This is a genomic window from Citrobacter sp. Ce006 (genome assembly GCF_030336535.1).
In the GTDB taxonomy this organism is placed as follows: domain Bacteria; phylum Pseudomonadota; class Gammaproteobacteria; order Enterobacterales; family Enterobacteriaceae; genus Citrobacter; species Citrobacter europaeus.
The window spans coordinates 246,590-267,633 of the sequence record NZ_JAOWDO010000071.1; the positions used below are offsets into that span (position 1 = coordinate 246,590).

The 21,044-nt window shown below is 54.5% G+C and carries 12 protein-coding genes; 10 read left to right on the forward strand and 2 right to left on the reverse strand.

What is annotated here, in order from left to right; genetic code table 11:
* Window positions 1–11: 11 nt before the first annotated feature.
* From iolD to iolB, 9 genes are all read left to right on the forward strand, one after another.
* Window positions 12–1,937, forward strand: coding sequence for a 3D-(3,5/4)-trihydroxycyclohexane-1,2-dione acylhydrolase (decyclizing) (gene iolD, locus OGV94_RS14405; RefSeq protein WP_181634385.1), 1,926 nt, complete (start codon window positions 12–14; stop codon window positions 1,935–1,937).
* Window positions 1,938–2,282: 345 nt separating this feature from the next.
* A complete protein-coding gene (iolG, locus tag OGV94_RS14410) occupies window positions 2,283–3,269 on the forward strand; it encodes an inositol 2-dehydrogenase (RefSeq protein WP_075145772.1) in 987 nt (328 codons plus the stop codon).
* A 38-nt stretch (window positions 3,270–3,307) separates the two neighbouring features.
* Complete coding sequence (locus OGV94_RS14415) at window positions 3,308–4,237, forward strand: sugar ABC transporter substrate-binding protein (RefSeq protein ID WP_047409365.1); 930 nt, start codon at window positions 3,308–3,310, stop codon at window positions 4,235–4,237.
* A gap of 54 nt (window positions 4,238–4,291) precedes the next feature.
* Window positions 4,292–5,839 carry a sugar ABC transporter ATP-binding protein gene (locus tag OGV94_RS14420; RefSeq protein ID WP_043017253.1) on the forward strand — a complete coding sequence of 516 codons (1,548 nt, stop codon included), beginning with the start codon at window positions 4,292–4,294 and terminating at the stop codon, window positions 5,837–5,839.
* Between the two features lie 11 nt (window positions 5,840–5,850).
* Window positions 5,851–6,879, forward strand: a complete 1,029-nt coding sequence (locus OGV94_RS14425; RefSeq protein ID WP_286523619.1) for an ABC transporter permease — start codon at window positions 5,851–5,853, stop codon at window positions 6,877–6,879.
* A gap of 8 nt (window positions 6,880–6,887) precedes the next feature.
* Complete coding sequence (locus OGV94_RS14430) at window positions 6,888–8,021, forward strand: Gfo/Idh/MocA family protein (protein WP_043017252.1); 1,134 nt, start codon at window positions 6,888–6,890, stop codon at window positions 8,019–8,021.
* Between the two features lie 12 nt (window positions 8,022–8,033).
* Window positions 8,034–9,938, forward strand: coding sequence for a bifunctional 5-dehydro-2-deoxygluconokinase/5-dehydro-2-deoxyphosphogluconate aldolase (locus tag OGV94_RS14435; RefSeq protein WP_043017251.1), 1,905 nt, complete (start codon window positions 8,034–8,036; stop codon window positions 9,936–9,938).
* A gap of 14 nt (window positions 9,939–9,952) precedes the next feature.
* A complete protein-coding gene (gene iolE, locus OGV94_RS14440; RefSeq protein ID WP_200001259.1) occupies window positions 9,953–10,843 on the forward strand; it encodes a myo-inosose-2 dehydratase in 891 nt (296 codons plus the stop codon).
* A 9-nt stretch (window positions 10,844–10,852) separates the two neighbouring features.
* Window positions 10,853–11,671 (forward strand): 5-deoxy-glucuronate isomerase, encoded by an 819-nt coding sequence (gene iolB, locus OGV94_RS14445; RefSeq protein ID WP_075145775.1) that lies wholly within the window; start codon window positions 10,853–10,855, stop codon window positions 11,669–11,671.
* A 129-nt stretch (window positions 11,672–11,800) separates the two neighbouring features.
* On the opposite strand, the gene OGV94_RS14450 is transcribed toward iolB, so the two are convergent.
* Window positions 11,801–12,313, reverse strand: coding sequence for a hypothetical protein (locus OGV94_RS14450; RefSeq protein WP_043017248.1), 513 nt, complete (start codon window positions 12,311–12,313; stop codon window positions 11,801–11,803).
* Complete coding sequence (locus OGV94_RS14455) at window positions 12,303–13,073, reverse strand: winged helix-turn-helix domain-containing protein (RefSeq protein ID WP_087052111.1); 771 nt, start codon at window positions 13,071–13,073, stop codon at window positions 12,303–12,305. The genes OGV94_RS14450 and OGV94_RS14455 overlap by 11 nt, the downstream gene beginning before the upstream one ends.
* Before the next feature lie 978 nt (window positions 13,074–14,051).
* Here OGV94_RS14455 and OGV94_RS14460 point away from each other — a divergent pair.
* Window positions 14,052–20,990, forward strand: coding sequence for an autotransporter outer membrane beta-barrel domain-containing protein (locus OGV94_RS14460; RefSeq protein ID WP_286523622.1), 6,939 nt, complete (start codon window positions 14,052–14,054; stop codon window positions 20,988–20,990).
* Window positions 20,991–21,044: the final 54 nt, after the last annotated feature.

The window sequence follows — 21,044 nt, forward strand, 5'->3', positions numbered from 1 at the left end:
CAGGAGGGGTTATGCAAACCGAACGTATGACCATGGCTCAGGCGCTGGTCAAATTCCTTAATCAACAATATGTCTGTGTCGATGGTCATGAAATGCCCTTTGTTGAGGGCGTTGCCACCATCTTTGGTCACGGTAATGTGCTCGGTATCGGCCAGGCGCTGGAGCAGGAACCCGGTCATCTTCAGGTAATGCAGGGATGTAATGAGCAGGGAATTGCGCACATGGCGACCGGGTTCGCTAAACAGCATCGACGCCAGCGTATTTTTGCCGTGACGTCGTCGGTTGGACCGGGGGCGGCGAATATGGTGACCGCCGCGGCGACCGCGACGGCGAACCGTATTCCGCTGTTGCTGTTGCCAGGCGATGTCTACGCCAGCCGTCAGCCGGACCCGGTATTGCAGCAAATTGAGCAATTCCATGAGCTTGGCATTAGCACCAACGACTGCTTCAGACCGGTCTCGCGTTATTGGGATCGGATTAATCGCCCGGAGCAGTTAATGAGCGCGATGCTGAACGCGATGCGAACGCTCACTGACCCCGCAGACACTGGCGCAGTTACCCTCTGCCTGCCGCAGGATGTGCAGGGAGAAGCCTGGGACTATCCGCTGAGTTTCTTTGCGCGCCGCGTCCATCTGATCGAACGTCGCCCGCCCGACCCGCAGCGTCTGGCGATGGCGCGGGCGCTGATTGCCCGCAAACGCCGCCCGCTGGTGGTGTGCGGTGGCGGGGTACGATATTCCGGCGCGCATGAGGCGTTGCGTGCGTTTGTTGAAACGCTGCAACTACCGTTTGCTGAAACTCAGGCTGGAAAGGGGGCGCTGGTTAGTGACCACCCACTTAACCTCGGAGGCATTGGGGTAACCGGCGGGATGGCCGCCAACCAGCTTGCAACCCAGGCCGATCTGGTGATCGGCATCGGCACGCGACTCACCGACTTTACCACCGGTTCGAAAGCGCTGTTTTCCCATCCGGAGGTTGAGTTCCTGCTGCTGAACGTGGCGGAGTTTGACGCACTGAAGCTTGATGCCACCGCGCTTATCGCCGACGCCCGTACCGGGCTTACGGCATTAACTGAAACGCTGCAAGACTACCGCAGCGATTGGGGGGGCGAGATCGCACAGGCGCAGGCGGCCTGGCGTGATGAGTGCCAACGTTTATGGGATCGCGACTGGCATCCTGACGATGTTCCCGAAGTGGCAGGGCATCTTGACGCCCAACTGGCGGAATATGGCGACACGCTCAACACGCGGTTGACCCAGACGCGGGTGCTGGGGCTTATCAATCAGCACATCGAAGATAACGCGATTGTCGTGGGTGCCGCCGGATCGCTGCCTGGCGATTTACAACGCATCTGGCAGGTCAAAACCCCGGACAGCTATCACCTGGAATACGGTTATTCCTGCATGGGTTATGAGATTGCGGCCGCCATCGGGGCCAGGCTGGCGAAGCCGCAGCAGCCGGTGTATGCCATGGTGGGGGATGGCTCATACATGATGCTGCATTCCGAACTACAAACTGCCGTTCAGGAAGGGATAAAAGTCACTATCCTGCTGTTTGATAACGCCAGCTTCGGGTGCATTAACAATCTACAGATGGGGCACGGGATGGGGAGTTTCGGCACGGAAAACCGTCACCGCAACCCGCAAACCGGGAGGCTGGATGGGCCGCTGGTGAAAGTTGATTTTGCCCAGAATGCCGAGAGCTACGGCTGTCGTGCCTGGCGGGTGCATGATGAAAAAAGCCTGCTGGCGGCGCTGGAAGCCTCTCGTGCGCATCCTGGCCCGACGCTGCTGGATATTAAAGTCCTGCCGAAAACCATGACCCACGATTACGCCGCCTGGTGGCGAACCGGTGATGCGCAGGTGGCTGATTCACCGTCGGTGCGCAAAGCCGCTGAGCAGACGTTTGAACAGGTGAAAAACGCTCGTCAGTACTGACGCTGGGTAATGCCGGATGTCGCTGCGCTTATCCGGCCTACAACTACTTCTAACCTGTAGGCCGGATAAGGCGTTTGCGCCGTCATCCGGCAACCTGCAACAACGAAATTTTCATTTCATTTTTCCTGCCCCTTCATCCTTCGCCTCCTTCCTGAACAGAAGGGGGGCTAATTCCTTCATCTTTCCCGTCTTTATGTTGTGATATTGATAACAAATTTTATCTCGTTCATCTCAAAAGTGTTAACTTGCACTCAAAAACATAATTTTCACTATTTATAAAAATGAAATAAATGTTTTATTTAAGGGGTCGTTAGTTCATCGCATTCACCAACACCGGGAGCCGTTATGTTTAACATTGCTTTACTGGGCGCTGGCCGAATTGGCCAGGTACATGCAGCTAACATTGCCAGTCACAGTGCCACCACCCTCTGGTCCGTCGTCGACCCGAATCAGGAATTTGCCACCCGTCTTGCCACTCAGTACCAGGCTCGTCTGCAAAGCCTGGATGAGGCGATGGCGGATCCTAATGTTCATGCCGTACTGATCGCCTCCGCGACCGATACCCATGCGGATCTGATTGAACTGGCCGCTCGTCATGGCAAAGCCATCTTCTGTGAAAAGCCGGTCCACCTGGATCTGGCCCGCGTACGCGACTGTCTGAAAGTGGTCAAAGAGTACGACGTACCGTTGTTCATCGGCTTCAACCGCCGCTTCGATCCACAGTTCCGCCGTGTGAAAACGGATGCACTGGCCGGGCGTATCGGTAAGCCGGAATCGCTGCTGATAATCTCCCGCGATCCGTCGCCGCCGCCTGCGGAATATGTGCGCGTGTCTGGCGGTATGTTTCGCGATATGACCATCCACGATTTTGATATGGCGCGCTTTATCATGGGCGAAGAGCCGGTTTCTGTGTATGCCCAGGGCAGTAACCTGGTCGATCCGGCGATTGGCGAGGCGGGCGATATCGACACCGCGTTCATCGTACTGAAATATGCCTCCGGCGCGATGGCGACCATCGTCAACAGCCGCCGCTCCTCCTACGGCTACGACCAGCGCCTTGAGCTACACGGCTCTGAAGGGCTGCTGTGCGCGGGCAATATTCTCGAAAACCAGGTGCAACACTACGCGAAGACAGGCTGCACCAGCGCGTTACCTGAACACTTCTTCTTGCAGCGTTATAAATCGGCCTATGCCGCGGAATGGGAACACTTTGTTGCGGTTCTGCGCGGCGAAGCAGTCCCTGATTGCAGCGGGGACGATGGTGAGCGTGCGCTGTATCTGGCGGATAAAGCGCTGGAGTCACTGCATAGCCAACGTGAAGTTCTCCTCTGATTGTCACCACAACCTACCCTACACAGAGAGACATAATAATGAAAAAACTGATCTTAGCTGTCCTCATCGCCATGACATCCGGGGCAGCCATTGCTGAAAACGAGCAAATTGTTTTCAGTACGCCAAACCTGGCGATGCCATTTGAAGTTCACATGCAGCGTACGGCGGTGAAAGCCGCAAAAGAGATGGGCGTGAATTTACAGGTCCTGGACGGGCAAGGTAGCTCGCCAAAACAGGTCGCTGACCTGGAAAACGCCATCACCCGTGGCGCACAGGGTTTTATCGTTTCGCCGAACGATGTCAACGCGGTGTCCAGTGCGGTAGATGAAATTCAGGATGCGAAACTGCCCGTTGTTACCCTCGACCGCTCCGTTGACAGCCAGAAAAAAGTGCCGCACTTCGGCGCGAACAACTACAAAGGCGGCCAGGCGATTGGCGACTTTGTCAAAACCAAATTCCCTGACGGGGCGGACATCATTCTGCTGACCGGCCAGCCGGGCTCCTCCTCCAACATTGAACGTACTAAAGGCATTCGCGACAGCCTGAAGGCGGGCGGTGAAAAGTACAAGATTGTCGCCGATCAGACCGGAAACTGGATGCGTTCTGAAGGGATGCGCATTGTCGAAAGCGTGCTGCCTTCTCTGCCGAAACGTCCGCAGGTGATCCTCTCAGCTAACGACGATATGGCGCTGGGCGCGATTGAAGCATTGCAAGGACAAGGGCTGAAACCGGGTGAGGTTCTGGTTACGGGCTTCGATGCCGTGCCGGAAGCGCTGGCGCGCGTGCGCGAGGGCTGGCTGGCGGTGACGGCGGATCAGCGTCCGGGATTTGCGGTGAAAACGGCCATGACCCAGTTGGTGAATAACGTACGGGAGAAGACCGCGATAACCGGGGCTGACTATCCGCCAACGCTTATCACCAAAGAGAACCTGCAGCAGGCCGAGCGTATCGGCGAAGCTGGCAATTGATATGTCCGCAGCCGCCGCGCAAGTGGCGGCTCACTCTAAAGGAGGAGCAGACCGATGTCGCAACCCTTACTGAAAGTGACTGACCTGGCGAAAAGCTTTTCCGGCGTCTGGGCGCTGAGCAGCGCGCAACTGACCGTCGGAGCAGGCGAAATTCATGCGCTGTTAGGTGAGAACGGCGCCGGAAAATCGACTCTGCTGAAAGCGCTGGCGGGTGCGCAGCCGCAAACACGCGGGGATATCTGGTTTAACGGCGAAACGTTGCCGGTAGAGGACTCTCCGGTAGAGCGGCAGAACAAGGGCATTATCACTATTTATCAGGAATTTAATCTGCTGCCGAATATGACCGTCGCCGAGAATATGTTTCTCGGGCGTGAACCGCGCAAACGCAATCTGATTGTTGACGAAAAGGCGGTGAATCAGGAAGCGCAGGTAATTCTGGATTATCTGCAACTGAATGTTGCGCCAACCACGGCCGTGGCCCGACTGAGCGTGGCGCAGCAGCAAATGGTGGAAATTGCGCGGGCGCTGACGTTGAACGCAAAGCTCATCATCATGGACGAACCTTCCGCCGCGTTGAGCGACAGCGAAGTAGAAAGTCTGCACCGGGTGGTGCGGGAACTTAAAGGGCGTGGCGTGAGCATTATCTATGTGACCCATCGCCTGCATGAAGTGTTTCAACTCTGCGACCAGTTCACCGTTTTCCAGGATGGGCGTTTTACCGGAAGCGGTGCGGTTGCACAGACCACCGTAGAACAGCTGATCCGCCTGATGGTAGGGCGCGATGTGGCCTTTAATCGCCGCCCAGCCAGCGAAACTCACCATGAAGATAAACCTGTGCGTCTGGCGGTGAAGGGGCTTAGCCGCGAAAAACCACCGCTGGATCCGCATGGTATCGCACTCCATGACATTAGCTTCCATGTTCATGCCGGAGAAGTGTTAGGCATCGCCGGGCTGGTTGGCGCCGGGCGTACCGAAGTGGCCCGCTGCCTGTTTGGCGCCGACGGTTTTACTTCCGGCAGCTTTGAACTTGATGGCGTGCCCTATCAGCCGCGCGATCCGCTGTTTGCGCTGGATCAGGGGCTGGCGCTGGTACCTGAAGATCGTAAAAAAGAGGGCGCGGTGCTTGGGCTGTCGATCCGTGACAACCTGTCGCTCTCCAGCCTCTCGTCACTGCTGCACTGGCGCTGGTTTGTGAACACCCGTAAAGAGGATGCCCTGATCGAATCTTACCGCCAGGCGCTACAGATCAAAATGGTCAACAGCGCGCAGGAGGTACGCAAACTCTCCGGCGGGAACCAGCAAAAAGTGATCCTCGCGCGCTGCATGGCGCTTAATCCTCGGGTGTTGATCGTGGATGAACCGACGCGCGGCATCGATGTTGGCACCAAATCAGAAGTCCATCAGGTGCTGTTTGATATGGCGAAAAAGGGCGTGGCGGTGATCGTGATCTCCTCCGATCTGCCGGAAGTCATGGCGGTTTCCGATCGGATCATCACGCTGAGTGAGGGTCGGGTGACTGGCGAGATCCACGGTGACGACGCCAATGAAGAGCGGCTAATGACGATGATGGCCATCAACCACAACGCCCTGAATGCGGCATAACGGAGTGATTCATGACGCAGATTATTTCTAAAACGCAGGTTCCTGCCAAACGCGGCGGACGTCTTGATCCCATTGCCTTTTTTGAGCGCTTTGGGGTACTGATTTTCATGATCCTGCTGCTGATTTTCTTTCAGTTGCAGAACAGCAACTTTCTTTCTGAACGCAATATTTTCAACATCCTGACCGAAGTCTCCATCTACGGGATCATGGCTGTGGGGATGACGTTTGTCATTCTGACCGCTGGGATCGATCTGTCGGTGGGTTCCATCCTGGCGGTCTGTGCTATGACCGCCGCGTATGTGATTAAGGGCGACAACTTCACTACCGTTGACCCGAATGCCTGGGGCGGCATGAGCTGGCTGATTGGCCTTGGGATCTGTATGGCTATGGGGACCGCGATTGGTTTCCTGCATGGCCTCGGTGTGACCCGCCTGCGTCTGCCGCCGTTTATCGTCACCCTCGGTGGGATGACTATCTGGCGCGGCCTGACGCTGGTGATTAACGACGGCGCGCCGATTGCCGGTTTTGACGCGGGTTACCGCTGGTGGGGGCGAGGCGAACTGCTCGGTATCTCTATTCCAATCTGGATATTCGCGTTGGTGGCCGTAGGCGGTTATCTGGCGCAGCATAAAACCCGCTGGGGGCGCTTCGTGTACGCCATCGGCGGCAACCCGGAGGCGGCGCGTCTGGCAGGGGTCAACGTGAAGCGCGTGCTGGTGAGCGTCTACGTGTTAATTGGCTGTCTGGCTGGGCTGGCGGGCTTCATTCTCAGCGCGCGGTTGGGCAGTGCGGAAGCAGTGGCCGGGATCTCGTTCGAGCTGCGCGTCATCGCTTCGGTAGTCATTGGCGGCACCTCGCTGATGGGCGGCTACGGGCGTATCGGCGGCACCATTATCGGCTCGATCATCATGGGCATCCTGATTAACGGTCTGGTGCTGATGAACGTCTCGGCTTACTACCAACAAATTATTACCGGCTTAATTATCGTTCTGGCGGTGGCGTTCGATACCTACGCCAAGAGCCGTCGCGGCGCACTGTGAGGATCATGATGAAAGAGGTTCGTATTGGATTGATTGGCACCGGGTATATCGGCAAGGCGCATGCCATCGCCTATGCCCAGGCCCCGACGGTGTTTAACCTGCGCGGCAAATTGGTGCGTGAAATGGTGGCGGAGGTCTCGCCGGAGCTGGCGGCCGAGCGGGCGCAGGCGTTTGGCTTCAATCGCTCAACCGGAGACTGGCGTGCGCTGGTGGCCGACCCGGCAATTGATGTCGTTGATATCTGCTCACCCAACCATCTGCATAAAGAGATGGCGCTGGAAGCGATTCGCCATGGCAAGCATGTGTACTCAGAAAAGCCGCTGGCGCTGAACGCCCACGATGCGCGTGAAATGGTTGAGGCCGCAAAACGGGCGGGGGTGAAAACGCTGGTGGGATTCAACTACATGAAGAACCCAACGGCGCAACTGGCGAAAGAGATTATTGCGCGCGGTGAGATTGGCGAGGTGATCCATTTCTACGGCACCCACAACGAAGACTACATGGCCGATCCCCTTGCGCCGATCCACTGGCACTGTTTTAAAGAGACCGCCGGACTTGGGGCGCTTGGCGATCTGGCGGCGCATATCGTCAATATGGCGCAGTACCTGGTGGGGGATATTCAGCAGGTCTGCGGCGACCTGAAGATTGTGGTGCCACAGCGTCCAGCGCAGGTTGGTTCCTCGCAAATGGTGACGGTAGAAAACGAAGATCAGGCTCACGCGATGGTGCGCTTCGCGGGCGGCGCGCAAGGGGTGATTGAAACCTCCCGCGTGGCTTGTGGCCGCAAGATGGGGTTGTCGTATGTGATTACCGGGACCAAAGGGACTATCAGTTTTACCCAGGAGCGTATGGCGGAGCTGAAGCTCTATCTGCATGACGATCCGGTCAACCGCCAGGGATTTCGTACTTTGCTGGTTGGCCCGGCACACCCGGACTACGGCGCATTTTGCATGGGGGCCGGGCATGGTATCGGTTTTAACGACCAGAAAACCGTGGAAGTACGCGACCTGGTGGACGGTATTGCCGCCGATGCGCCGATGTGGCCGGACTTTGAAGAGGGCTGGAAGGTGTCGCGCGTGCTTGACGCTATCGCACTCTCGCACCAGGAAGGCCGCTGGCTGAATGTGAACGACATTGTCTGAAGAGGTATCAACGTGGAAAAGCAGTTTGATGTGATATGCATGGGCCGCGTGGCGGTTGACCTCTACAGTCAGCAAATTGGCGCGCGCCTGGAAGATGTGTCGAGCTTTGCCAAATATCTTGGCGGCTCGTCCGGCAATGTGGCTTACGGCACGGCACGCCAGGGATTGCGCTCCTCAATGCTGGCACGGGTTGGCGACGAACATATGGGGCGTTTCCTGCGTGAAGAATTAAGCCAGGTAGGCTGCGATACCAGCCATCTGATCACTGATAAAGACCGCCTGACGGCGCTGGTGCTACTCGGCATTAAAGACCGGGACACCTTCCCACTGATTTTTTACCGTGATAACTGCGCGGATATGGCGATTACCGCCAGCGATGTTGATGAACAGTACATCGCTTCTGCTCGTTGTCTTGCCATCACCGGGACGCATCTCTCTCATCCACAAACCCGCGAGGCGGTGTTGACGGCGCTCGCTTACGCCCGGCGTCACGGCGTGCGTACGGCGCTGGATATCGACTATCGCCCGGTGCTGTGGGGACTTACTTCCTTAGGCGACGGCGAAACACGTTTTATCGCCGCCGATCAGGTCACTCGCCAGTTACAGGAGGTGTTGCATCTTTTTGATGTGATTGTCGGCACTGAAGAGGAGTTTCATATCGCGGGCGGCAGTACCGATACGTTGCAGGCGCTGGCGCAGGTTCGCGGCGTGAGTCACGCGACGCTGGTCTGCAAGCGCGGTGCGCTCGGCTGCTCGGTGTATACCGACGCCATCCCGCCCCGGCTGGACGATGGCCTGACGGTGACAGGCGTGCGCGTGGAGGTGCTGAACGTGCTGGGGGCGGGGGATGCGTTTATGTCCGGTCTGCTGCGCGGCTATCTCAACGATGAGGGATGGGAGCAGGCATGCCGCTATGCCAATGCCTGCGGTGCGCTGGTGGTGTCGCGTCACGGCTGTGCGCCGGCGATGCCGAGCAAAGTTGAGCTTGATGATTATCTTTCTCGCGCTGCAGAGGTTCCACGTCCGGATCTCGATCCGCATCTCAACCATTTGCATCGCGTGACGACCCGTCGCCGCGCATGGCCGGAACTGTGCGTGATGGCCTTCGATCACCGCAGTCAGCTTGAAGAGATGGCGCTGCAGTGCGGCGCATCCCTGAAACGTATTCCGGCATTGAAACAGCTTATTTTGCAGGCCAGCCGTGAAGCGGCCAACAGCGCCGGGCTGGAGGGCAAGGCCGGGCTGCTGTGCGATGGTACGTTTGGTCAGGATGCGCTGAATTCGATAACCGGAGAGGGATGGTGGATCGGTCGCCCTATCGAACTGCCGGGATCGCGCCCGTTGGAGATGGAGCACGGCAATATAGGTTCGCAGCTCATCAGTTGGCCGCAGGAGCATGTGGTGAAGTGTCTGGTCTTTTTCCATCCGGAAGATGCCCACGCGCTGCGTCTGGAACAAGAACAGAAAATTACCGAAGTGTACCGCGCCTGTTGCCAGTCCGGGCATGAGCTGCTGTTGGAGGTGATTTTGCCCGCCAGTATGCCGCGCAGTGATGAACTGTATTTGCGCGCCATTTCCCGCTTCTACAACTTAGGTGTTTACCCGGACTGGTGGAAACTCCCGCCGCTCACTTCCGCTGGCTGGAGCTCGCTGAGTGAAATTATCGCGCGACGCGATCCGCACTGCCGTGGCGTGGTGATCCTCGGGCTGGATGCTCCGGCTGAGCAACTGCGTGCTGATTTCAAAGCGGCTGCGGGCCACGGGGTGGTGAAAGGGTTTGCTGTGGGACGCACGCTGTTCGGCGACGCTTCCCGCGCGTGGTTGAAACACGATATTGACGATGCGCAGCTGGTGGCGCGCATTAAAGATAACTACCTGCAGCTTATCGCCTGGTGGCGCGAGCGCGGACAAGCATAATTCAGGAGAAGATGATGACGGTACAATTAGGTATTAATCCACTGACATGGACGAATGACGATCTTCCTTCACTGGGCGCTGAGACGTCGCTTGATACGTGTCTGAGCGAGGGCAAAGAGGCTGGATTTGCTGGCTTCGAACTGGGCAACAAATTCCCGCGTGAGGCGCGACTGCTCGGCCCCATTTTGCAGCGCCACGACCTGCAACTGGTTTCCGGCTGGTACTCCGGACGTCTGCTGGAACGCAGCGTGGAGGAGGAGATTGCCGCCGTGCAATCGCACCTGACGTTACTGCGCGAACTGGGCGCGAAGGTGCTGGTATTTGCCGAAGTCAGTGGCTGCATTCACGGCGAGCAGCAGACGCCGGTGCATCTGCGTCCGCGTTTTCCGCAGGCCCGCTGGCAAGAGTATGGCGAGAAGCTCACCGAATTTGCCCGCTACACGCAGCAGCAGGGAGTCCAGATTGCTTATCACCATCATATGGGCACGGTGATTGAGTCTGCTGAGGATGTGGATAATCTGATGACGCATACCGGTGATGAAGTTGGGTTACTGCTCGACACCGGACATTTGACCTTCGCCGGGGCCGATCCGCTGGCGGTGGCGCGGCGCTGGGCATCGCGTATCAACCATGTTCACTGCAAAGACGTGCGCGCCGACGTGCTGGCGGATGTCAAAAATCGCAAAACCAGCTTCCTTGATGCGGTATTGAGCGGGGTTTTCACCGTGCCGGGCGACGGCTGCGTTGACTATCCGCCGATCATGGCCTTGCTGAAGGAGAATCGGTATCAGGGTTGGTTAGTCGTGGAGGCGGAGCAGGATCCGGCAATCGCGCACCCGCTGACGTATGCGCGTCTGGGTTATAACAACCTTAGCCGTCTGGCGCGTGATGCCGGGCTTATCTGAGGAGGTGACATGTCACGTTTATTATCACGCTGGCAGCAGCCGGACGCGCAAGGGTGTACGCAGTCGGTGACGCCTGAAGGCGCTGGCTGGGGATATGTCGGCTTTAGAGCGTATGAACTGGAGGAAGGGCAGCAGTTGACGTTGCCCGCTGTCAGCGAAGAACGCTGTCTGGTACTGGTCGCTGGACGCGCGACCATCACCACGCCGGGCGCAACCTTTACGGATATCGGCGAGCGGATGAGCCCGTTTGAACGCATCAAACCGTGGGCGGTGTATGTCACTTCTGGCGAGGCAATACAGGTCCAGGCGGTGACCAGACTGGAGCTGGCAGTTTGCGCTGCACCAGGAAAAGGAACCTACCCGACGCGGCTGATTGCACCTAAGGATATCGATGGTGAAGCGCGCGGCAAAGGCCATAACCAGCGTTACGTGCATAACATCTTACCGGAAGATAAACCTGCTGATAGCTTGTTGGTGGTGGAGGTGTGGACCAATGAAGGCTGCACCAGTTCTTACCCAAGCCATAAGCATGACGCCGATAATCCTCCTCACGAAACGTATCTGGAAGAGACCTACTACCATCGGCTCAACCCGCCGCAGGGATTTTGTATGCAGCGGGTATACACCGACGACAGGTCGCTCGATGAGTGTATGGCGGTCTACAACCGCGACGTGGTGATGGTGCCAAAAGGGTACCACCCGGTGGCAACCCTGGCGGGATATGACAGCTACTACCTTAATGTGATGGCGGGTCCGGTACGCAAATGGATGTTTACCTGGGAAGACGATCACGCGTGGATTAACAGCGATTATCCGGTTGAGAGATAGGATGAAAGCGTGTGGCGACAGTGAATCGCCACACGTGGAGTCAGGGCCAGAGCGTTGTCGTGGCGCTGCTCTGGTTCAGCAGTAGGAACAGGGTAAGAGGGGAAGTCGATGCTGGATGGCAGCTCACTCCTACAATTTACTGACGCAGACGTTTGTGGGCGAAAAGGTATTGCCTAACAGATAGGCATTATTCATTTTATACATTTGCGCACGTTTTCCGGGCGTGAACGGATCGTAGATATTATGGGTAAACATCTCATCCGACACATTATCCAGACTGTGTTTACTCATTTTCATGTCTTCCAAAAACACAACGCCTTTGTCTCCTATGCGGTAATTAAAACTGACGGAGCGTTGCAGGATAAGCCGATGTCCTGGACGATTGTCTGCTGGTGGCGTCGTGGTAATAATTCCAGAAAAATCAAGGACGCCGGTGTTATCTTTTTGCAACTGGAGCATCAGGCTACCGTCGTATTTCCCGCCCCCGGGTAGTTCGGGGAGTGAGAGTGTTGAAACGCAATGCACGCTTATCCCCTGATTAACTGTAATGAGCGCAATTCCATTCGCGCTCAACAAGGCGCTGACGGCGACCAGAACGGCGGCTCCTGCAAGTAATATCTTAGTTTTATATTTAGTATTCATGGATATAAAGGTCCTTGCATCCAGCAAACTTTGTTTTTTCTACATTATTGAAAGTGCAGCGGGATAAAAATACACGACCTTTTTCGCCGTAGACGTACAGATCGTCAGGCTGGAAAATAAACAATGCGCCAGCCAGACACTTCAGGTGTAAATCAGCCATTTTTTGTGCTTTTTCAAGCTTTGCGGTCGCTACTTCTCGCGAGCTTTCAAAAACGGTATAGACCGGACAGAGGTCGATATTGCCAAGTTTATACAGGTGTACATCGGGAAGATTGGTTTTAGCGCTGTTAAACAATGTGTTGACTGGGTAAAGAAGCATGATTAAGGAGATGCCCCCAGCAGCTAACAACATCATTTTTACGCGTTTAGACAGGGAAGGCGTGGCTTTCGGCGGTGCAAGGGAAGTCACAGTAACTGAAGGCGGTTCTTCAATGGTGGCTACCAGCCCTTCAGCGATGAAAAAGCCGACCCGCGGCACGGTTTGAATAATCTCATGTTCACAACCGAGTTCCTGTAATCCTTTACGAATCAAAGAAATATATTGGCTTAACGAATTATTTGAGGCCTGCAGACCATTTTTGTCCCAGACATTGGTAAACATCTCTTCTCTCGAGACCACTTTTCCTTCCTGCTCGAGGAGATAGGTGAAGATCCTGTTTGCTGTAATAGACAGGGTAAGGGCGTTATCCGACGGATTCAGACTGGCCAAAACGCCATCATCAGTTCTGAATGTAACTTCATTGTTAATTAGATATTTCATTTTTTCATCATTAACAGAGTATTACTTAATTATAAACCATAGTGGTATTTCTTCTTCACTACAGGAGCGCGGGATGTTACAAGTCCGATGCAGGAGGCGGGGCGTTTCATTTTAGCATCGTAAAGGACACTCCCGGCATAAAAAACCATGAAATTACTCATTTTAAGTATAAATACCTGCTTCATTTTGATGAAATTATAAGAGAGCTACTATTTTCAGATAGACCACTATATTCATTCACCGGTTTGATAACTCCGTAATTCTGGGTCGCTAGTTGATTTACAAATTGTCGGTAGCTTAGTAGATGGCAATTTTTATAATGAGAAAACGATAAATTACTTAAGTAAAATAATCGAAAAATAGTATGGTATCAAGAGTCTTAAACAATAATTAGAAACGGGTTGATATTTTTAACTTATTACGGTCAATTCCTGACGGTACAGATGTCCCGGAACTTGCTTATTGCGAAGTTGTGTTTTTTGATTGACTGTAACCCTCTTTCTTGCAGCCACAATTTAACTAACTCAAATGAGTTACGTTTATATCGAATGAATCTTACAATGAGATTGCTCTTATAAGTTGTTTGTTATTTCAGAACTGTGCTGATAAGTAATTTTTTTACGGGGCGCGAAATAAATTAATATGCGTTTTACTTAATTTGAAATGTTTGTTAGTTGTATCAGAGATGGATTTGTCACATTACATTGTTTATGCAATTCATTAACACTCATCTGTTCGTTTTTTCAGCTCTATCAAAAGTTAAACCTATAATCAAATTGAATTATGGATAAATCATCTATAAATTGCGAATTTATCAGTATAAATAGATTGTTGGTTGGTGCGGCCATATCATTCGTCACGTACAAGTTGCTCAATGTTTCAGCGGGAAAATCTCCAGAGAAGAGGTACCTGACCGCTGGGTAATTATGAGCATCCCATAATGCTATGTGACCACGAATTTTACCAGGAAGGGTAATCGTGGAATTATTCGGAATGGTAATGATGAACAAGATCTTTAAAGTGGTATGGAGTGTTTCGCACTCGTGCGCTGTTGTTGTTTCTGAACTGGCAAAGCGTTGCAGCGCTTCTATAGAAACCAATAGCTCAGGTAGTATTGAATCTAAAACGCATAAATTCAATATTTCAAAAATAGCGCTAAGCATAATCGGTGCCGTACTGGCTACGCATTCCATATATGCTTTTGCCGCCGACTACGTCTTGCCAGATTACTTACCATCGACTAACGCTAATGGCGCAGGGCAACTTGTTGTCGGTGACGGTGAAATTATGAATATTATCACCGGTACCAAAGGATATGGCAGCATTGCCTCAGGTGCATCGGGCTTTAAAACGATGACGATTCAACAGGCAATGGATAATGGGTATATTTCGTCAGGGAGTGAAAATATAAACCTGACGCAGACGACTTTAGGTGGCCGAACCCACAGCATTCAATATGTTGACCCCATCACCGGGGCTTCGCGTACACTCCAGGTGTATGACAGCAATAATTTTGCAGCAAATAACGTTGGCGATCTGACGACTTATCTGGGGGTCGGCGTCGGTGATGGGCAGTATGTGAACATGAAGCTGGCGACGGTGACATCAGGCGGTACGCTGGATGTGAATGTCGGTTCAACGGGAAGCGACTGGGCATCAAACCCGGCAAATATCTTCAATGCTGTCACGAAGGTCTCTGGAGTTTATAACGTTGAGAGCAGCGCCAGCGATACTAAAGACGCGGTACTGAATTACAATGCCAAAACTATCGTGCAAAGCGGTAGCGTTGGCAATGTCGCGAACAATGCCGGTAAAGATTATAACTTTGATACTGCAACCTACAACGGCACCTTCTCCAGCTCGCTTGGCGAGTATACGGTCAATAATCTGGATGATTTAAAAAACTACAATGATGCTCTGGTGAAAGCCGTAGAGGCTGGCCAACTTTCGCCCGCGGACTACGAGGCTGAGCTGCATAAAGCCTACACTACAGAACAGAAAAACATTCACTTTGACACCAATATCCCGGACGGCGATGCGGTGTTGCAGGCTGCAAATCGTGATGTGAACAGCTTTATTAAAGCGTCCGGGGCGCGCTCTGTCGTCAATATTTCTGCTGATGCCAATATTCAGGCGGTGTTCAGCGATACTTCCGTGGTGACGCTAACCGACGGAGCCACGCTCAATAACAACGGTACGCTGGGGGCGGCAGCCGGTGCATCCGGTGGTGATTATGTCGTTTCCGCGCGTGATAGCATCGTAAATAACAACGGGATTATTGACGCGGGTACCAGTCGCGATGTGAAAAATGCGTGGGTTGGCGCTCATACCGGGATTCTCGCGACCGGAACGACGAAGGTACAGAGCGACGGCGTTATCAACCTCGCCTCGCACCAGGATATCTATAACGCCTATGGCGTGCTGATGAATGACACGGCAACCTTTATTAATAACGGGGTAATGAATATTGCCACCGGAGGCGAGCCTGCGAAATCTTCCGATAGCGTCTATACCTACGGCGTATTTGTGCAGCGTAATGCTGTTGCTACCAATAACGGCACGATTTACATCGGACGTACTGCGCAAGCGGTAAAAGATGAGGCGACCAGCGAGGTTCAGGTCACTCTTCCGGCCATTGGTATGTATGTGAAGAGTGGGACCATCACTAACACCGGTAACATCACGATTGGCGAAAAAGTCGAGAATGCTGTTGCCATTCAGGCCAACGGTAGTACGTCTCCTGGCGCAATCAACGTTACCCAGGACGGCGTCATTGATATCAATGGCACCGGCTCTGCGCAAAATATTGGCTTGATGGGAATTAACGGTGCAAAAGGGCTGGTGAACAGCGGCACGATTAACCTCAATGGGTACAGTGCCAGCGGCATTGAGCTGCAGGGAGGGAGTCAGGCGCTGCATTCGGGCACGATAAATATCACCAATGGCAGCACAACGGACAATTCGTTAAAAAATATTGGCGCCTGGGTCGAAGGGGCCGGGTCTCAGCTTACGATGAGTGGGAGCGTGAACCTTGCCGCAGATAACGCCATTGGTCTGCACGTTCGTGACGGCGGTGTTATCGATATTACCAATACGGGCAATGTCTCATTTACCAGCGGCAAGAACCAAATTGGCTATTTTGTTTATGGTGCAGGTTCAAAAGTTAACGCTTCTTCTACTAATACGCAGGACGTCTCGACTGAAGGCTCAACGTTATATCGCATAGAGGGTGGCGCGACTTTTGATGGCAGCGGGTCGTCTGGTACGACAATGATGGCATCAGGCACAAACAGCACAATTCTGCAGGTGACCGGGGCGGGGAGCCATTTTGATTCCGGCTCGCAATCGCTGAGTATTACCGGGGACGGTGCGACCGGGATTAGGGTTGAAGGCGGAGCGGATGGGGTTATCACCAAAGACGCGGTGATCGTGAAACTTTCCGGTAAAGACACCACAGCCGGGATTGTTGATGGTAATTATTATGACTTGTCCGGGAATGTTGATGAGAGCCAGAAAGGCGACTCAACCCTGACCAGTTATGCCACGCTGAATACCAGCAATACGGCGGATGGCGCTTTCGGCTACATCGCTCGTAACGGCGGTACGCTCAACCATAAAGGTAAAATCGACTTTGATCAGGCGGGCAGCACAGGCGTGCTGGTTTCCGGCGGTACGTTGAATAACGACGGCGACATCAAGGTTAATGGCGTGGCGGTCAGCATTGAAGGCGCTGATTCCGTTGTGAACAACAATGCGACGGTTAGCGCGACGGATGGCACCGCAGCCTATCTCGTCGGCAATGATGCGTCATTAAGTCTGACGGGTTCGGGAGAAACCAAAGCATCAGGAGACGCGCACGGTATCTTGCTGGCCGCTGGCGCGCAAGGTCTGCTGGTCGATGGAGCCACTATCACCATGGACAGCACGGGTAAAGGCAGCGCCATTGAAAACGTCGCCAACATCGCGGGTATTCAGCTAAAAGATACAACCATCAGCGTGGGGAATGGTATCGGTATTCATACCGGGGCATCCCTGGCGCAGACCAACTCCGGAACGATTAACGTGATGGGGAGCGGTACGGGGATCCTGTTTGAAAATATCGACGGCAGCGAAACGAATCAAACGCTGGATATGTCTGACTCGCGCGGACTGGTTATCAATGTTGAGCAGGCTGCGGGGAAAGGGATCGTCACCAATGCGTCAACTGACCTGAAAACGGGCGTCAGCGTTAACGTGCTCGACGCTAACGGTGGTGAAGCGTTGATTGTTGGTGGCACGACCAAAAATGTTGAACAGGCTGGTGAGCTGACGTCGAAATCGACCAGCCACGCGGTGGTGAATGTTGATAACGGTTCCCTGGAAACGTTTATCAATAAAGGCGTTATTAAAGCGCTGGATGCGTCGCAAAAAGCGGTAGAAATGCTCTCGGGGGTAGGCATCGCGTTTACTAACGCGGCGGGCGCCAGCATTGTTGGTCAGGTTAACCTGATGAGCGGTGATAACACCGTTACGCTGGAGTCTGGCAGTACCGCAACCGACATCCAGACGGGCAGTGGTAACGATCTGTACGTCCTGAAAGATGTCAAAGAGACAGAAACCTCGCTGTTTACCAGCCTCAATGGTGGTGACGGGGAGGATACACTTCAGCTGAATAATGCACAGTACATCCTCAATCGCGCCGATGCTATTACCGGCATGGAGCATATCGATCTCACCGCGGGTTCAGTATTTACCGTTAATAATGTTGATTATGCGTTGGGTGATAGCCAAAACGATGCGATCGGTACGGGTTACAATATTGATGCGACCAGCACCTTGACGCTGAATTCTGACGCTGCGCTGGCCTTTAACAGCCATCTGGCGGGAACGGGAACGGTCGCCGTTGATGCCAGCGGTAATGCGTTTGATTTTACCAGCAACAATGCGGCTGATGGATTCAAGGGGACGCTGACGCTGATGAACAGCACCTTTGAGCTGGCCGGATTAAATACCCAGGCGCTGAGCCAGGCAACATTAAATATCGGCGAGGGGAGCGTCACCCACGTAGGCTCCGGTGAGCAGAATATCGGCGGTCTGGCGTTTAACGGCGGCACCGTCAGCTTTGACGGTGTGACGCCGGGGCAGAGCAGTGCCGCAGGAACAATTCATGCTGGCGCGATGGATCTCTCCGGACGCGGAACCGTGCAGGTTGATACCGGCACGATTACCAACGATCGTCCGCTGGCTGATACCACGCTGTCACTTCTTGAACAGGACGATGCGCAGTCGCTGATCCAACTGGCGATATCAGATACTGCCGTCTCCGGCGGTGCGGGTAATCTGACGCTGACTGATAGCAATGGCAATATCATCAGCGATGGGGTTGAAGCCGGCATCAGCCAAAATGGAGAGATTGTTGCGAACGGAACGTATGATTATCGCCTCACCGGAGGGGAAAACGATGATGGACTGTATATTAGCTATGGTCTGACGCAGGTCGAACTGCTGGCCTCCGGAGACAATGCACTGGTCCTGGATGCGAACGGTAAAGCCGGTAACGCCGCAGATCTCAGCGCCCGCGTGACAGGCACTGGCGATCTGGCGTTTGACAGCGCCAGAGGGCAGACGGTATCGCTGTCGAATATGGATAACGATTACACCGGTATCACCGATGTACGCAGCGGCAACCTGCTGATGAAAAACGATAATGTTCTGGGACAGACCAGCGAACTGCGCCTGGCCGCTGATACCGGTTTTGACATGAACGGTTATAGCCAGACTGTCGGTAAGCTGACGGCGGCGGCTGACTCACTGCTGGACATCAATGGCGGTAGCCTGACCCTGGCGCAGGGCGGCACAGCCGATGGAATATTGACCGGAAGTGGCGCGTTAAACATCAATGGCGACACGCTGACCATCACCGGTGAAAACAGCACGCTGACGGCAAAAACGACCATTGCAGAAGGCGCGCGCGTGCTGATGAACACGACGCTGGGTCTCGGCACCGGCGATATTGTGGCGGCGGGGACGCTGACGATGAGCAAGGCCGTAGGCGCGCTTTACAACAGCATCAGCGATGCCGGACGGGTTGAACTCAGCGAAAGCGATGTCGCGCTGGTGGGCAACAACAGCGCCTTTACGGGGCAATTTGCTGTGGATGCGGATTCCCGGCTCACCGCGTTCACAGCAGAAAATCTGGGCAGCGCAGAGGTGAGCAACAGTGGTTCACTGGTGCTGAACAGTAATACCGACTGGCAGCTTGATAACGATGTTTATGGTAGCGGCGATGTGACCAAGCTGGGAGCCGGCTCCATTACCGTCGGCAATAACGCCGCCTGGACGGGCAAAACGGAGATTGAGCAGGGCGGCCTGGTACTGGGGGACGGCACATCTCCGGTCACGCTGGCCAGTAGCGAAGTCAACATTGCGGCTGCGGGGATGCTCTCGGGCACGGGGGGCGTTGCAGGTCATGTGAATAACGCCGGTGTGCTGCTGGTGGGAACCGGGACCGGCGACAACCTCCTGTTCACGGTGGGGGGCGACCTGGTTAACAGCGGTACCCTCGCAACCGGTGTGAATGGTCAGCAGGCCGGTAACCAGCTGGTGGTCAATGGCAATTACACGGGTAATGATGGCCATCTTTCCCTGAACACCGCGCTGGGGGATGACAATTCCGTTACGGATAAGCTGGTGGTGAAAGGCGATACCAGTGGCACCACCTCCGTCAGCGTCACCAACGCCGGTGGGAAAGGGGCCGCCACGATTGATGGGATCGAAGTTATTCATGTTGATGGCGCATCGGACGGTGAGTTCACCCAGGCTGGCCGTATTGTGGCAGGGGCATATGACTACAGCCTTGGGCGCGGTCAGGATGAAAACAGTGGCAACTGGTATCTGACCAGCGGCAAAACCAATCCGGATCCCGAACCAAATCCGGATCCGGATCCCGATAAAGATCTGCGTCCGGAAGGCGGCAGCTACACGGCTAACCTGGCGGCAGCCAACAACATGTTCGTCACCCGTTTGTACGATCGCCTGGGCGAAACGCAGTATATCGATGCCCTGACCGGCGAGCAGAAAGTCACCAGTATGTGGATGCGCCACGTTGGCGGGCACAACAACTGGCGTGACGGCAGCGGCCAGCTGAAAACCCAGAGCAACCGTTATGTATTGCAGCTGGGAGGCGACATTGCGCAATGGAGCCAGAACGGACTTGACCGCTGGCACCTGGGCGTGATGGCGGGTTACGGGAACGACCACAGTAACACCCGGTCATCACGCACGGGTTATCGTTCCCGGGGTTCAGTCAATGGCTACAGTACCGGCGTGTATGCCACATGGTATGCCAATGATGCGTCGCATAACGGCGCCTGGCTGGACAGCTGGGCTCAGTACAGCTGGTTTGATAACAATGTTAAAGGCGATGATCTGCAGGGCGAGTCATATAAATCGAAAGGGGTGACCGCCTCGCTGGAAATGGGATATGCCCAGAAAATGGGCGAATTTGCCGGCAGTCATGGCACGCTGAATGAATGGTACATCCAGCCTCAGGCGCAGGCGGTCTGGATGGGCGTGAAGGCGGACGATCATCAGGAAAGCAACGGCACCCGTATCACCAGCAACGGTAACGGCAATGTACAGACCCGGCTGGGCCTGAAAACCTGGATTAAGAGCCATCATCAGATGGATAACGGTAAAGAGCGTGAATTCCAGCCGTTTGCCGAACTGAACTGGCTGCACAATTCACGAGATTTCAGTACGACCATGGACGGCGTGAATGTTCGTCAGGACGGGGCGAAAAATATCGCCGAAGTAAAAGTGGGTGTGGAAGGACAGGTGAGTCCGCGTCTTAATCTGTGGGGCAACATCGGGGTCCAGGCTGGCGACAAAGGCTATAACGACAGCGCTGCGATGGTCGGTGTGAAATGGAACTTCTAAGCTGATTCTGCCGGGCAAGTTCAGCCAGACTGGCGTATGTCAGTCTGGTTATTT